Origin of the sequence: Corallococcus sp. 4LFB (assembly GCF_046520365.1) — a bacterium.
Classification (GTDB): Bacteria; Myxococcota; Myxococcia; order Myxococcales; family Myxococcaceae; genus Corallococcus; species Corallococcus caeni.
This window is the reverse complement of record NZ_JBKGHJ010000244.1, coordinates 1-12,674: the sequence shown is the minus strand read 5'-3', so window position 1 is coordinate 12,674 and position 12,674 is coordinate 1. Positions and strand designations below refer to the sequence as shown.

General features: G+C 71.6%; 11 protein-coding genes and 1 pseudogene. 8 read left to right on the top strand and 4 right to left on the bottom strand.

The features are described 5' to 3' along the window. Together ACLEQD_RS24165 and ACLEQD_RS24160 are read left to right on the top strand one after the other, a co-directional pair. Window positions 1-791, top strand: a 791-nt coding sequence (locus ACLEQD_RS24165; RefSeq protein ID WP_410387110.1) for a TIGR02266 family protein, incomplete at its 5' end; no start/stop codon positions are given. Window positions 792-807: 16 nt separating this feature from the next. Then, on the top strand, window positions 808-1,005 hold the full coding sequence (locus ACLEQD_RS24160) for a hypothetical protein (RefSeq protein ID WP_410387108.1): 198 nt from the start codon (window positions 808-810) through the stop codon (window positions 1,003-1,005). Window positions 1,006-1,011: 6 nt separating this feature from the next. Here ACLEQD_RS24160 and ACLEQD_RS24155 read toward each other — a convergent pair whose 3' ends face one another. Further along, window positions 1,012-1,734, bottom strand: a complete 723-nt coding sequence (locus tag ACLEQD_RS24155; RefSeq protein ID WP_410387106.1) for an immunity 52 family protein — start codon at window positions 1,732-1,734, stop codon at window positions 1,012-1,014. A 14-nt stretch (window positions 1,735-1,748) separates the two neighbouring features. Further along, window positions 1,749-3,089: a restriction endonuclease fold toxin 5 domain-containing protein gene (locus ACLEQD_RS24150; protein WP_410387104.1), complete on the bottom strand. Its 1,341-nt coding sequence runs from the start codon at window positions 3,087-3,089 to the stop codon at window positions 1,749-1,751. A gap of 129 nt (window positions 3,090-3,218) precedes the next feature. On the opposite strand from ACLEQD_RS24150, the gene ACLEQD_RS24145 reads away from it, so the two are divergent. Both ACLEQD_RS24145 and ACLEQD_RS24140 read left to right on the top strand, forming a co-directional pair. Then, window positions 3,219-4,670, top strand: coding sequence for a metallophosphoesterase (locus ACLEQD_RS24145; RefSeq protein ID WP_410387102.1), 1,452 nt, complete (start codon window positions 3,219-3,221; stop codon window positions 4,668-4,670). A gap of 103 nt (window positions 4,671-4,773) precedes the next feature. Beyond that, complete coding sequence (locus ACLEQD_RS24140) at window positions 4,774-7,209, top strand: PAS domain S-box protein (protein ID WP_410387100.1); 2,436 nt, start codon at window positions 4,774-4,776, stop codon at window positions 7,207-7,209. 6 nt (window positions 7,210-7,215) lie between these two features. Here the strand turns inward: ACLEQD_RS24140 and ACLEQD_RS24135 are convergent, their stop codons facing one another. Beyond that, the gene (locus ACLEQD_RS24135) at window positions 7,216-7,338 is read right to left on the bottom strand and encodes a hypothetical protein (protein WP_410387098.1); all 123 of its coding nucleotides are present in this window, start codon (window positions 7,336-7,338) and stop codon (window positions 7,216-7,218) included. Window positions 7,339-7,351: 13 nt separating this feature from the next. Here ACLEQD_RS24135 and ACLEQD_RS24130 point away from each other — a divergent pair, with 13 nt between their 5' ends. The 3 genes from ACLEQD_RS24130 to ACLEQD_RS24120 all read left to right on the top strand — a co-directional run bounded on the left by ACLEQD_RS24130 (window position 7,352) and on the right by ACLEQD_RS24120 (window position 9,856). Next, the gene (locus ACLEQD_RS24130; RefSeq protein ID WP_410387096.1) at window positions 7,352-7,966 is read left to right on the top strand and encodes an ATP-binding protein; all 615 of its coding nucleotides are present in this window, start codon (window positions 7,352-7,354) and stop codon (window positions 7,964-7,966) included. 486 nt (window positions 7,967-8,452) lie between these two features. Continuing rightward, the gene (locus tag ACLEQD_RS24125; RefSeq protein WP_410387094.1) at window positions 8,453-8,779 is read left to right on the top strand and encodes a cupin domain-containing protein; all 327 of its coding nucleotides are present in this window, start codon (window positions 8,453-8,455) and stop codon (window positions 8,777-8,779) included. A 177-nt stretch (window positions 8,780-8,956) separates the two neighbouring features. After that, window positions 8,957-9,856, top strand: a complete 900-nt coding sequence (locus ACLEQD_RS24120; RefSeq protein WP_410387091.1) for an MBL fold metallo-hydrolase — start codon at window positions 8,957-8,959, stop codon at window positions 9,854-9,856. A 12-nt stretch (window positions 9,857-9,868) separates the two neighbouring features. Here ACLEQD_RS24120 and ACLEQD_RS24115 read toward each other — a convergent pair whose 3' ends face one another. After that, entirely contained in the window at window positions 9,869-12,085 is a 2,217-nt protein-coding gene (locus tag ACLEQD_RS24115) for an ATP-binding protein (RefSeq protein ID WP_410387090.1), read from the bottom strand. Window positions 12,086-12,412: 327 nt separating this feature from the next. Between ACLEQD_RS24115 and ACLEQD_RS24110 the strand changes: the two are divergent. Continuing rightward, window positions 12,413-12,674, top strand: a pseudogene (locus ACLEQD_RS24110) (tryptophan synthase alpha chain); the annotation flags it as partial.

Here is a 12,674-nt window from a genome sequence, read left to right as displayed (position 1 = left end):
GCCAGGCCCTGGCCCGGCCGGAGCACGCCGGGGACTCGCGCCTGTCCCAGTGGGCCATGCGCCTGGAGGACACCGAGTCCCCCGAGCCGTCCCCGGAGCTCGCGCGCCTGCGTGAGAAGGCCCTGGACGCGCGCGAGGCCGCGCTGGACACGCGCCGGCAGGCCGGGCTGGACCTCCAGTCCGCGCTGCGCGTGCAGCAGGAGGACGCCGCCCGGGTGGACAAGGCGCTGTCGTCCGCCGAGTCCGACCTGAAGCGCGTGGAGGCCGCCGCGAAGGCCCGCGCGGAGGCCGAGGAGAAGGCCCGCCGCGCCGCGGAAGCCGAGACCCAGAAGGTCGTCCCGCCCCCGGGGCTGAAGCCGTCCGGAGCGAAGGCGGTGTCCACGGAGACGCCGACGCGCGCGGAGCGGCTGCCGCCCATGGCGCCCGTGGCCGCCACCCCGGCGAAGAGCGACGGGCGCAAGGCGGGCCGGGTGCGGATGCACACGACCATCGACACGCGCAGCGACTCCAACTTCTTCACCGGCTTCTCCATGGACATCAGCGAGGGCGGCATCTTCATCGCCACGGTGGAGGCGGTGCCGCGCGGCACGCCGGTGGAGCTGGACTTCACGCTGCCGGGGGGCCGGCCGCTGACGGTGAACGGCGTGGTGCGCTGGGCGCGCGACGGCAACGACCGCACGCCGGACCTGATGCCGGGCGTGGGCGTGCAGTTCACCACGCTGCCGCCGGAGGTGGCGCACGCCATCTCGTCGTTCGTGGCCACGCGCGACCCCATGTTCTACCCGGACTGAGCGCCGCGCGGGTCTCGTGATGGAGATGACCGCCACCTGGGACGCGGAGTTCCCCACGCGCCGCATGGCGGCCTCCGGTCCGCCCCAGCGTCCGGTGCCGTGGCGCATCGAGACGAAGACGCCCGCGTCGCCCCGGCACGCGGGCGACTACGGCGCGTTCGCGTTGGATCCGGACGGCGACAACATGGAGGCGGTCCACCACGGCGCGCCGTGAGCGGCTTCAGGTGCCCCAGGGGCGCAGGGGCCGGAGCAGCCCCGCGTCCTGGAGGCGCGCCTGGACGTCCGCGGCCAGGGCGACGTGGGCCGGATTGGAGACGGTGAACTTCTCCGGCGTGAGGGTGATGAGCGTGCCCCGGTCCGGGAGGTGCTCCACCTGCACGGGCGCGGGCAGCGGGGGGACGGGGCCGCGGAAGTCCGCGAAGTACATGACCCAGCCGACGTAGGTGCCGGGCGATGAGAACTGATCGACCTTCATCTGTTCCAGATGCGCATGGGAGGTCGCGATGCCGGACTCGGGTTCCCATGCGAGGGCCATGGCGCGCACCACACTGGTCATGACAGGCGCGGTCACGACGCGCTTCGCGACCTCACTCTGGCCAAGCGAATTGAGGATGCACCGGGAGCTCACGAAGGTCGAGGAGCCTCCGCAGCTGCCGTTGATCCCCGAGGTTTCATCCGGCGACTCCCCGGCCCAGAGCCAGAACCTGGAGCTGTCACCAATCCGGTTGCTCTTCTGACCCAGGAGCTTCGCGAGCGTCGTGGCATCTGGCTGGACCTGTCGCTTGCGTGCCTTTTCGAAGGTTGCCGCGGATTGATGCCAACGGTTCCAGGTTGGCTCAAGTGGAGCCATCATTCCGAGGAAGGACTCCAGGCGTCGGGCGCAGGACTCCACCGGCTCGGGTCGGACCAGCCAGTAGCAACCCGCGTAATGCGTCTCGACCATGGCTCCAGCATGCCTCATCGAATCAGTGGGATGGACACCACTTCAATTGGGAGGGTGTTCTGCTGGAATGCTTGGCGAAGGAATTCGGCGAAACGCTCCTCTGCGACAATCCAGCGGATGCGTCGTCCTCCTGCCACCTCGACCTGACGCTCCGCCTGGGCCAGCACTTTGTCAAAGCCCCGGTAGAACTCCTTCAGTGTCATGTCGTCCTTGATGAACTTCGCGTAGCCCGGACCCTTGGCCTCCAGCAGCACGTCATCCACGAGGTCGTAGCCGTCGTAGTCCACGACCGTGTCCCCCTGCTGCAATCGGTACGCGGAGCCCTTCGGCGCTCCCGTCACCTGGGCCTGATAGTCGCGGGCACGGTCGGACATCGACTCCTTCACCTGCACCCACTTGCCCGGGCCTCCTGAGCTGCTCGGAGGCGGCGGGCCCATGGCCGCCATGGTCATCGCCGTGGACGCGAGCGTCACCTCCACCACTCCGTCCACCACCGCCACCGCGCTCACGTCCAGCACGCGCGCCACGCTGAAGCCCGCCTGCGCCGAGCCCAACCGCACCGCGTCCGGGAAGCCCGGCATCAACGTCAGCGCCGACGACAGCCCCACCGTCACGCCATGACTCACCAGCACCGTGACGGCGAGCACGAAGATGCGCGCCACCTCCGGCCCCAGGGCCTGCGCGAACACATCCGCCGCTTCCTCCAGCTCCTGGAACGTCCGTGCCCTGTCTGTCGCCGCCTTCAGCGCGCCGCACGCCCGGACCACCGCGAGGAACGACTCGCCCCCCACGTACGCCAGGAACACGGCGGCAATCACCGCCGCGGCCTTGGTGAACACGGGCTCCGGTGCCGCCGCCAACACCACCCAGGACGCAATCGCTCCCGACACCACGGACACGAAGAACGCAGGATTCAGCGTGTCCTCCAGCGCGTCCCCAATGCTCGCGCGCAGCGGCTCCAACGACATGCCCACCGCGAGCGTCAGCCGGTCCAGCTCGCCGAAGCCCGCGCCCTCCTCCAGCAACGACAGACAATCCCCCGGAGCCTCGTGCGCCCGGCACCACCGCCCGTACCGGTCCCGCAGCATGAACCCGAGTCCCCGGTCCAGCTCCGCGCCCTTCCTCGCCACCGCGCGCACCACCCTCGGTGATCGCACCGTCAGCGGCACCTCCAGCACCAGGCGCGCCAACGCGTCCTCGAACTCCCGCGCGCTGACCGGCACCCTCCGGTCCCACGTCGACGGGGCACACGTCCGCGTCCCCCGCTCCGTGCGCAGCCGCACCGTGGGACCACCGGCGCAGCCCGTGAGCAGCACGAACAGCAAAATCCACACACCACCCCTGCATGCGTTCATGCCGCCCTGCTCCTGTGACACCCGCGACACTCCGCGACAGGTGCCTTCTCCAGCCTCCCCACCAATGCTATGCGCCTCCCTGTAATCCATTTTTAATACGAACACCTAGACTTCACCGGGAGAGTCACCTTGAAGCGCTTTTCCCTCATCGCGTCCCTGGCCCTGACGGGCGTGCTGTCCGCCTGCGGCCCTGGCGAGACGCTTGAACCCCAGCGGGCGCCCGCGCAGGACGTGGGCAGCACCACGGCGGCGCTGGACTGCGCCGCGCTCAGCAAGCCCGTGTATCACCGCGTCCGTCCGTCCTCGGGCGACAGCCTGCTCACCCTCAACGCGACCGAGGCCGCCAACGCGGCCACGACCTACGCGTATACCGACGACCTCGGCACGCCCTTCAAGGCCGCGAGCTCCTCCGGCACCGGCCTGTCCCCCGTGTACCGGCTCTACAGCCCGGGCCGGGGTGAACACATCGTCACCATCGACGCCACCGAGCGCTCGAACCTCATCGCCTCCGGCTTCACCACCGACGAGGGCGTGGGCTTCTACGCCTCCAAGACGGCGGACGCGTGCCTCGTGCCCGTCTACCGCTTCGACAACCCCGGCCTGAGGAAGCACCGCCACGCCGTCACCCAGGCGGAGCGCGACGCGCTCACCGCCGCAGGCTGGACCAACGAGGGCATCAAGTTCTACGCCGCGCCTGGCGCCGTGGACACGAAGTTCACCTTCGTCGTCATCCCCGACACACAGATTGAAACCGTCTACTACCCCACCCGGCTCACCCAGCGCATGCAGTGGATCGCCGACAACAAGACGGCCCAGGACATCCGCTTCGTGCTGCACACCGGCGACCTGATGGACTGGGACACGCCCGACCACCTCCACTACCAGCGCGCCAGTGACTCGTACCAGGTGCTCGACAACGCCGGGATTCCCTACGCCATCGCCCTGGGCAACCACGACACGGCGGCCGTGTGCCAGGGCGGCAGCGCGTGCCCCGGCAACGTCAACGCCAACCTGCGCAACACCACCACCTTCAACACCTACTTCCCGCTGTCGCGCTTCAAGGCCCTGGGCGGCGTGTTCGAGTCCGGCAAGTGCGACAATGCCTACCACACGTTCAGCGCGGGCGGCCTGAACTGGCTGGTGCTGAACCTGGAGCTGTGGGCCCGCACGGACGCCGTGAACTGGGCGAAGACCGTGCTGGCCCAGTACCCCAGGCACAACGTCATCATCATCACCCACTCACACCTGAACGGCAGCGGCGGCATCGAGCAGTCCAACGGCGGCTACGGCAACAACAGCCCGCAGTACGTGTTCGACAACCTCATCAAGCAGTACGCCAACGTGCGCTTCGTCTTCTCCGGCCACGTGGGCAACGCCGCCTACCGCACCGACACCGGCGTGAACGGCAACACCCTCTACCAGATGCTCAACACCTTCCACGACGGCACCACCAACCCGACGCGGCTCGTGGAGGTGGACACCGCCGCCAACACCCTCAGCACCCGCGTCTACGCGCCGCTCACGAACACCGAGCGCGCGGACGGCGTGAAGGCGTACAGCAACGTGAACTGGGTGCGCTGAACACATTCCCCGGGTCGCGACATGCGAGCCCGCTTCCTCGACGAGAGAGCGGGCTTTGTCATTCGTGGCAATCCCAGCGGTCGCTTGGTATTGAGGCCCGGCCTTGCGTGACAGCCCGACACCTCCTTCCGGCGCTCCCCTCCCGTTCCTCGCCGGTGGCGGGGAGATGGGGGACCGGATGCGCCGGCAGGACTGGTCCGCCACGCCCCTGCCACCTCCGGAGGTCTGGCCCCACTCGCTGCGCGCGCTGGTCCGCATGATGCTGGACGCGGACACGCCCATGTTCATCGTCTGGGGCCCGGAGCTCTGCTACCTCTACAACGACGCGTACCGCCCCTTCATCGGAGCGCGGCACCCGGTGCTCGGCGAGCCCTGCGCGCGGGTGTTGCCGGAGGTCTGGCCGCAGCTGAAGCCGCTCCTGGAGCGCACGCTCGCGGGAGAGACGGTCGCCTTCGAGGACCTGCCGCTCACCGTCACGCACGAGGGCGTCCCGGAGGAGCGCTGGTTCACGTTCGCGTACGTGCCGGTGCGCGACGACGCGGGCACCGTGCAGGGCGTGTACTGCGCGCCGCTGGAGACGACGGGGCGCGTGCGGGCGGAGCGGGAGAAGGAGGCCGCGCTGGCCACGCTGCACCTGGCGCAGCGCGCGGGCGGCGTGGGCGTCTTCGAGTTGGACCAGGAGACGCGCACCGTCTACACGTCGGAGGAGTTCTGTCACATCTGGGGCCTGCCGGTGCGCCCCGCGTATCCGCTGGCGGAGCTGGTCGCGCGGCTGCACCCGGACGACCGGCCCCGCGTCCGCACCGTGGACGACATCCTTTCCCAGACCGCGCTGGAGTACATCGAGTACCGCGTCCGGCGCGACGACACCGGCGAGGTGCGGTGGATCGCCCGCCGCGGCGAGGCCCCTCGGGAGGGCGTGCGGCGGCTGCCGGGCGTCGTCTACGACGTGACCGACCAGAAGCGCGCGGAGGCCGCGCTCCAGGTGCTCACCGCCCAACTGGAGCAGCAGCTCAGCGCGCGCACCGCGGACCACGACCGGCTGTGGCGGCTGTCGCAGGAGCTGATGCTGGTGTGCGGGTTCGACGGCGCCATCTTCACGGTGAACCCGTCCGCCACGCGCATCCTCGGCTGGACCGAGGAGGAGCTGGTGGGCCGGACGGTGGCGGACCTGCTCCACCCGGACGACGTCGCGCCCACCACCCTGGAGCTGGGGCGGCTGGCCGCCGGCCTCCCCACGCTCGCCTTCGAGAACCGCTTCCGGCACCGGGACGGCTCCTACCGGCTGCTGGCCTGGACGGCCGTGCCGGACGAGGGCCGCGTCCACGCCGTGGCGCGCGACGTCACCCAGGAGCGCGAGGCGGCCCTGGCGCTGCGCCAGGCCGAGGACGCCCTGCGCCAGGCCCAGAAGATGGAAGCGGTGGGCCAGCTCACCGGCGGCATCGCGCACGACTTCAACAACCTGCTCCAGGGCATCATCGGGTCGCTGGACCTGGTGCAGCGGCGCGTGAGCCAGGGGCGCACGGACGAGCTGGGCCGCTTCGTCACCGGCGCGAAGGCCTCCGCGCACCGGGCCGCGGCGCTCACGCACCGGCTGCTCGCCTTCTCCCGGCGGCAGCCGTTGGACCCTCGCCCCACGGACGTGAACCAGCTCGTCGTCTCCATGGAGGACCTGCTGCGCCGCACGCTGGGGGAGACCATCCAGCTGGAGCTGGCGCTCATCCCCACGCCGTGGACCACGCTGTGCGACCCGAACCAGCTGGAGAACGCGGTCCTCAACCTGGTCATCAACGCGCGTGACGCGATGCCCTCGGGGGGACGCCTGCGCATCGAGACCGGGAACGCCCAGGTCGAGCTGCCCGCGGGCGGCGACCTGCTGCCCGGCGCCTACGTGCGCGTGAGCGTCAGCGACACGGGCACGGGGATGTCCCCGGAGGTCATCACGCGCGCGTTCGAGCCCTTCTTCACCACCAAGCCGCTGGGCCAGGGCACCGGCCTGGGCCTGTCGATGATCTACGGCTTCGCGCGCCAGTCGGAGGGCTCCGCGCGCATCGAGAGCGAGCCCGGCCGGGGCACCACCGTGTCGCTGTACCTGCCGCGCTTCCAGGGCACACCCGGCACGGAGTCCCCGCCCGCGCAGGCCCTGGGCGAGGAGCACCGCGCGCGCGGCGGCGAGGTGGTGGTGCTGGTGGAGGACGAGCCGGTGGTGCGCGCGCTCATCGTCGAGGTGCTCCACGAGTGGGGCTACCAGGTGCGCGAGGCCGAGGACGGACCCTCTGGCCTGCGCCTGCTGGAGTCCCTGCCGCGGGTGGACCTGCTGCTGACGGACCTGGGGCTGCCGGGGGGCCTCACCGGGCGGCAGCTGGCGGACCTGGCCCGGCAGCGGCGCCCGGCGCTCAAGGTGCTGTTCATGACCGGCTACGCCCAGGCGGCGGCCCAGGCGTCCGGGTTCCTCCAGGCGGGCATGGAGATGGTCACCAAGCCCGTGGCCATGGACCTGCTGGTGTCCCGCGTCCAGCGGATGCTGCGGGACGCGTAGCAGCGCTCACGGCTGGTCGGGATTGCCGATGTTTTGGAAGGGATTGAACGTGTACGTCGTGGAGAACTGCGACGACGGGCTGAAGTAGTACGCGGCCAGCATCGCGGGGGGTGCGGTATCGCTCGCCATCTTCGACGACCGCGTGGAGATCTGGAGCGCGGGGCGATACCCCAAAGGCATCACGCCTGAATCGCTCACACGTCCACACCTCTCGGTGCAGCGCAATCCCATCATCGCGGAGGTCTTCTATCGCGCAGGGCTCATCGAGAAATGGGGCCGGGGCACGAACCGCGTCGCCGAGATGTGCCGTGCCGCCGGGCTCTCCGCCCCGGAGTTCGCCGAGGTCACCGGCGCCGTGGTCGTCACGCTGCGGGTGAACGTGGGACAGACCCTGTCCGCGGATCGGGGGGAGCTGCCATCCGATCGGGGGGGGTTCCCACCCACGGATCGGGGGGGGTTCCCCGCGGATTGGGGGGGGTTCAAAGACCAGGAAGCAATCGACGCCCGGGGGCGTGAAATCATCGAGAAGCTAGGACTCCGTCCCCGGAAGGCGGCCCTGCGCGAAGCCATCCTGGCGCTCACCTCGCTCCGGCCCTGGCACCCCGCGGAACTCGCCAGGGTGCTCCACTTCAGCCCGGACAAGCTGACGGAGCGACACCTCAAGGCCATGGTCGAAGAGGGGCTCCTCGAACGCACCCATCCCGATAATCCCGCGCATCCCGCCCAGGCCTACCGGGCCGTGCGACGAGACAGGTGAGCCGGCTCACGGCCTTTGAGGCAACAGCTTCCACCCGACACATCGCTGCGACCCGGGCGCCGTATTTCCTCGCGGCGTCCGGGCCCATCCTCGCTTCACCCTGGAACGGAAACCCTCACGATGTCCCGAGTGGACATCCGGGCACCAGGACCAGGCCCGCTCCTCATTCCCGCAGGGCCAGCGGCCCGGCGTGCACCGGCGTGGAAGGCATATCGACGGGGCAAACCCTATCTTACCAGCGCTTTTCCGTCGGATACCGGACCGGCCCTCGCGGCAGGGGGTGAAACACAGGCCCGGACCCTGGCAGAAAGCAAGACAACCCATGAGGGGGTGGGACCGCGTCCCCCCTGAAGGAGTCCCTGTCGCATGAGCACGATTCTCCGGACCCCACCCCTCGCTGGCGGCCGTCCCCCCCGTTGGGATTCGCGCCGCCGGCCCCCGGCCGGTCCAGCACCGGCCCCCGCGTCCCTTCCCCTGGTGGAGAAGGTGAACCTGGCCCACGCCTCCACCGACCTGCCGGCGCCTGGCATCGCCCGGCCCGTGGGCACCCTCCACGGTCAGCCCATGCACCTGGTGCGGCTGACGGGCACCAGCCCCTGGTGCCGGCACGCCACCGGGGATGTCCTGCTCCTCGTCACCCGGGGCGCCCTGCGCGTGGAGCTGCGCGACCGCACCGTGGACCTGGAGGAGGGCGAGCTGCTCATCGTCCCCCGGGGCGTGGAGCACCGCTCCGTCGCTCCGGGCGAGGCGCTGGTGCTGAGGTCGGCCCCACCGCTCGACGGTGAGGCAGCCGGGCAGTCTCCCGCTCCCTGAGACGGCCTTCCGCCGCCCCCCAGGCGGGCGAGCCCCCGTCCCTTCGCGGGTGTGGTGATTCCTCCCAGGGGGACCACGGCGCACTTTTGCCCTGAACGAACGGATGGGCGGCTTCCCGCGGCGGGCTCCCCCGCTGGCGCCGGACGGCCGCCCCCTTCACGAGGAGCGGGAGCCGCCATGCGCATCCACCACCTGAACTGCACCACGATGTGCCCGCCTGGCCGGCGGCTCATGGACGGGCGGCGCGGCTTCACCGGCCCGGCTGCGCTCACCTGCCACTGTCTGGTGTTGGAGACACCGCGCGGCCTGGTGCTGGTGGACACCGGCTTCGGCCTCAATGACGTGTACGCGCCCCGCGTGCGGCTCAACGGCCTGTTCCGCGACGTGCTCTGCCGCCCCGCCCTGGCGGAGGAGGCCACCGCCATCCGCCAGCTGGAGCGGATGGGCTTCCAGGCCAGCGACGTGCGCGACATCATCCTCACGCACCTGGACTTCGACCACGCGGGCGGCCTGGACGACTTCCCCCACGCGCGCGTGCACGTGCTGGCGGACGAGTACCGCATGGCCACCGCGCAGAAGAGCTGGCTGGACCGCGCGCGCTTCCGCCCCATGCAGTGGTCCAAGGAGACGCGCTGGGAGACCTACGTCCCCAACCGCGGCGAGGGCTGGTTCGGCTTCGACTGCGTGCGCGAGCTCACCGGACTGCCGCCCGAAATCCTCATGGTGCCGCTGGTGGGCCACACGCTGGGACACGCGGGCGTGGCCATCGACACCGGGGACGGGTGGCTCTTGCACGCGGGCGACGCGTACTTCTACCACGGGGAGATGGACCTGGACCGCTACCGCTGCACCGCCGGCCTGCGCGGCTACCAGAAGCTGATGCAGAAGGACGGGTGGATGCGCTGGTACAACCTGCGCCGGCTGCGCGAGCTGGTGCAGCGCCACGGCGACCAGGTGAAGGTCTTCTGCGCGCACGACTCGCTGGAGTTCGAGCGGTTGGAGGAGCGCGAGAAGCTGCCCCCGGACTTCCCCATCCAGCCCGGCCTCGTCGCCCCCGTGCCGTCGCTGCACCTCTAGCAAGGACAGACGTCAATGCTGGAGCGGAGGGGCCTCCGCCCTGGACGTCTCCTCCACCGGCCGGGGGATGCGCGGCAGGTCCACCGTGAAGGTGGCGCCCCGCCCCGGCGCGCTCTCCAGGCGGATGACGCCGCCGTGCGCCTCCACGAGCTGGCGGGCGATGTAGAGCCCCAGCCCGTAGCCGGCCTCCGCCTCCGCCTTCCGGGTGCGCTCGCGCTCGAAGCGCTCGAAGACGCGGCGCTGGGCCTCCGGCGCGATGCCCACGCCCTCGTCGCGCACGCGCAGCCGCGTGTGCTCCACGTCCAGCGCGGACACCGACACCGTCACCGGGTGGCCCCGGCCGAACTTCAGCGCGTTGGACAAGAGGTTCGTCACCACCCGGTCCAGGCGGATGCGGTCCCACTGCCCCACCTGCCCGGGCTCCACCTCCAGCTTGAGGTCGCAGCCCGCCTGCGCGGCGGCCTCCGCGAAGCGCTCCACCACCTCGCGCGCCAGCTCTCCCAGGTCCACGGGCGCCGCGTCCAGCACCCGCTTGCCGGAGGACAGCCGCGACAGGTCCAGGAGGTTGTGCAGCAGCTGGCCCAGCCGCTGCGCCTGCCCGCGCGCCGCCACCAGGCCCTGCCGCACGTCCTCGTCGCGGCCGGCCCCCTGCGCGCGCTGCACCTTGCTGAGCAGCAATTGCAGCGCATGCAAGGGATTGCCCAGGTCGTGCGCGGTGACGGCGATGAGGTCCACCGCCTCGCGCGCCTCGCGCAAGAGCCGCGTGTTCACCAGGGCCAGCGCCGCGCGGCCGGCCAGCTCCTCCACCAGCACCTGGTCCGCCTGCGTGAAGCGGCGGTGGCCCCGGGCCGTCATCAGCACGAAGGCGCCCAGCGTCTCGCTGCCCGCGCGCAGGGGCACCACCATCGACGACCCGATGGCGACGCGCTCGATGAGCAGCAGGTGCTCGTCGGTCTCCGCGGAGGCCGCCACGTCCTCCGTCTCCACCTCCACGTCCATCCGCGAGCGCCCGGTGCGCATCGCCTCCCAGACGGCCGGGGGCATTCCCGCGCGCGGGGGGAAGCGCCGCAGGGCCTCCCACAGGCTCGCCTCGCGCTCGGGCTGCACGTGCGTCACCGCCCGGGGCCGCAGCTCCCTCGCGGGCGTGAGCAGGTAGAGGATGCAGCCGTCCGCCACCTCCGGCACCAGCAGCCGCGCCACCTCCGCCGCCGTCAGGTCGGGGTCCAGGGACTGGTGGAAGACGCGGCCCGCTTCCGCGAGCAGCTCCTGCATCCGCTCGTTGCGCCGCTGCTCGGTGCTGTCGCGCGTCACCACGGAGAAGCCCTGCGGCCTGCCGTCCTCGTCGCGCAGCGCGGTGATGGACACCTCCGCCCAGAAGCGCGAGCCGTCCTTGCGCTGGCGCCACCCCTCCGTGCGCAGCCGCCCCTCCCGGAGGGCCCGGGCCAGCTCCCGCTCCGGCACGCCCGTCGCGGTCTCCTCGGATGTGTAGAAGACGGAGGAGGGGCGGCCCAGGATCTCCGCCTCGCTCCAGCCCTTGATGCGCTCCGCGCCCGGGTTCCAGCTCGCCACCCGCCCGCGCGCGTCCAGCAGCATCAGGGCGTAGTCGCGCACGCCCTCCACCAGCGCCTGGAAGCGGTGCGCGCTGGCCGCCGCCTCGCGCCTGAGCGGATTCAGCTGGCGGTGGAGCACCCACGCCAGCGCCGCCGCCAGCACCAGCCCCAGCAGGGACGCCATGAGCAGCAGCGCCGTCTCCCACCGGTCCGTCAGCAACGCCGTCTGGTTCTCCCGCGCCAGCCGCGCCAGCACCTTGCGCTCCAGCTGGGCCTGCGCGTCGCGCACCCGGGCATTGGCCTGGGTGAGCCGCTCGCGCGCCACCTGCTGTTCCCTGGGGGTGGGGGTGTCCAGCAGGGCGCGCAGGGCGGCCTCATGCAGCTGCTCGGCGGCGCGCACCTCCTCCACCAGCGCCTGGTCCTCGGAGGAGGCCAGCCGCGCATGCAGCCGCTCCACGGTGTCCAGGAAGCGGCGCCGGGACCGCGCCGTGTCCTGGACGAGCGACTGTCCGCCCGCCAGCAACGCGCTGTTGGCCAGGGACACCTTGTCGCTGAAGGCCCGCCCCAGCTGCCCCACCTCCTGCAGGTCCATGGAGCGCTCCATCACCCGCGACTGCACGGAGGCGCGGGTCATCAGGAGCGAGCCCACCGCCACGACCAGCAGGACGAACGCCACCACGAGGCTCGCACCGAGCCCCCACCCGTCCTCCCGTGCCAAGCGCCTGGGACCTGCCATGGGTGTCCCTTCCCCGCCGGACGTACGTATCCCGTTCGCGCCCCCGCGTCCGTTCACGGTGGGGGCCCCCCGCCACCGCGCCCACCCCCCTCCCTGGCCCGTCCGGTGTCCACCAGTGCGCGCCTTCCCGGCGGGCGGGGCGGGACAGTGACGCCTTTCCGACCGCTGGAGGCCCGCCGGGGCGTGCCGCCGCTTCGCGGGCACCGGGCGCGTCCCCACCCTGGGACCCGGGGCCGATGACGGGCCCTTCACGGGTGGCGGAAACGGGGCATGGGGCGGACGGGCTGGCTGGCGGGGTGGGTGGTCCTCCTGGGGCTGTGGACGGCGTGCGGCCGGACGCTGCCGGACGACACGACCTCCCGGCTGCTGAGCCGGCAGCCCCCGTCCTTCTGCACGCCCATGACGTGCGAGTCCCAGGGGCTGGACTGCGGCTACGCCATCGACGGGTGCGGCGGCACGCTGCACTGCGGGGAGTGCGCGGAGGGCCAGGCGTGCGGCGGGGGCGGCCTGCCCAACGTCTGCGGCCCCAGGC

Bases quoted from the DNA above. Each gene is read 5' to 3' on its own strand.
- ACLEQD_RS24155 (WP_410387106.1), bottom strand. From the start codon at position 1,734: ATGGTCGAGACGCATTACGCGGGTTGCTACTGGCTGGTCCGACCCGAG.
- ACLEQD_RS24135 (WP_410387098.1), bottom strand. From the start codon at position 7,338: ATGGCGAGCGATACCGCACCCCCCGCGATGCTGGCCGCGTACTACTTC.
- ACLEQD_RS24150 (WP_410387104.1), bottom strand. From the start codon at position 3,089: ATGAACGCATGCAGGGGTGGTGTGTGGATTTTGCTGTTCGTGCTGCTC.
- ACLEQD_RS24120 (WP_410387091.1), top strand. From the start codon at position 8,957: ATGCGCATCCACCACCTGAACTGCACCACGATGTGCCCGCCTGGCCGG.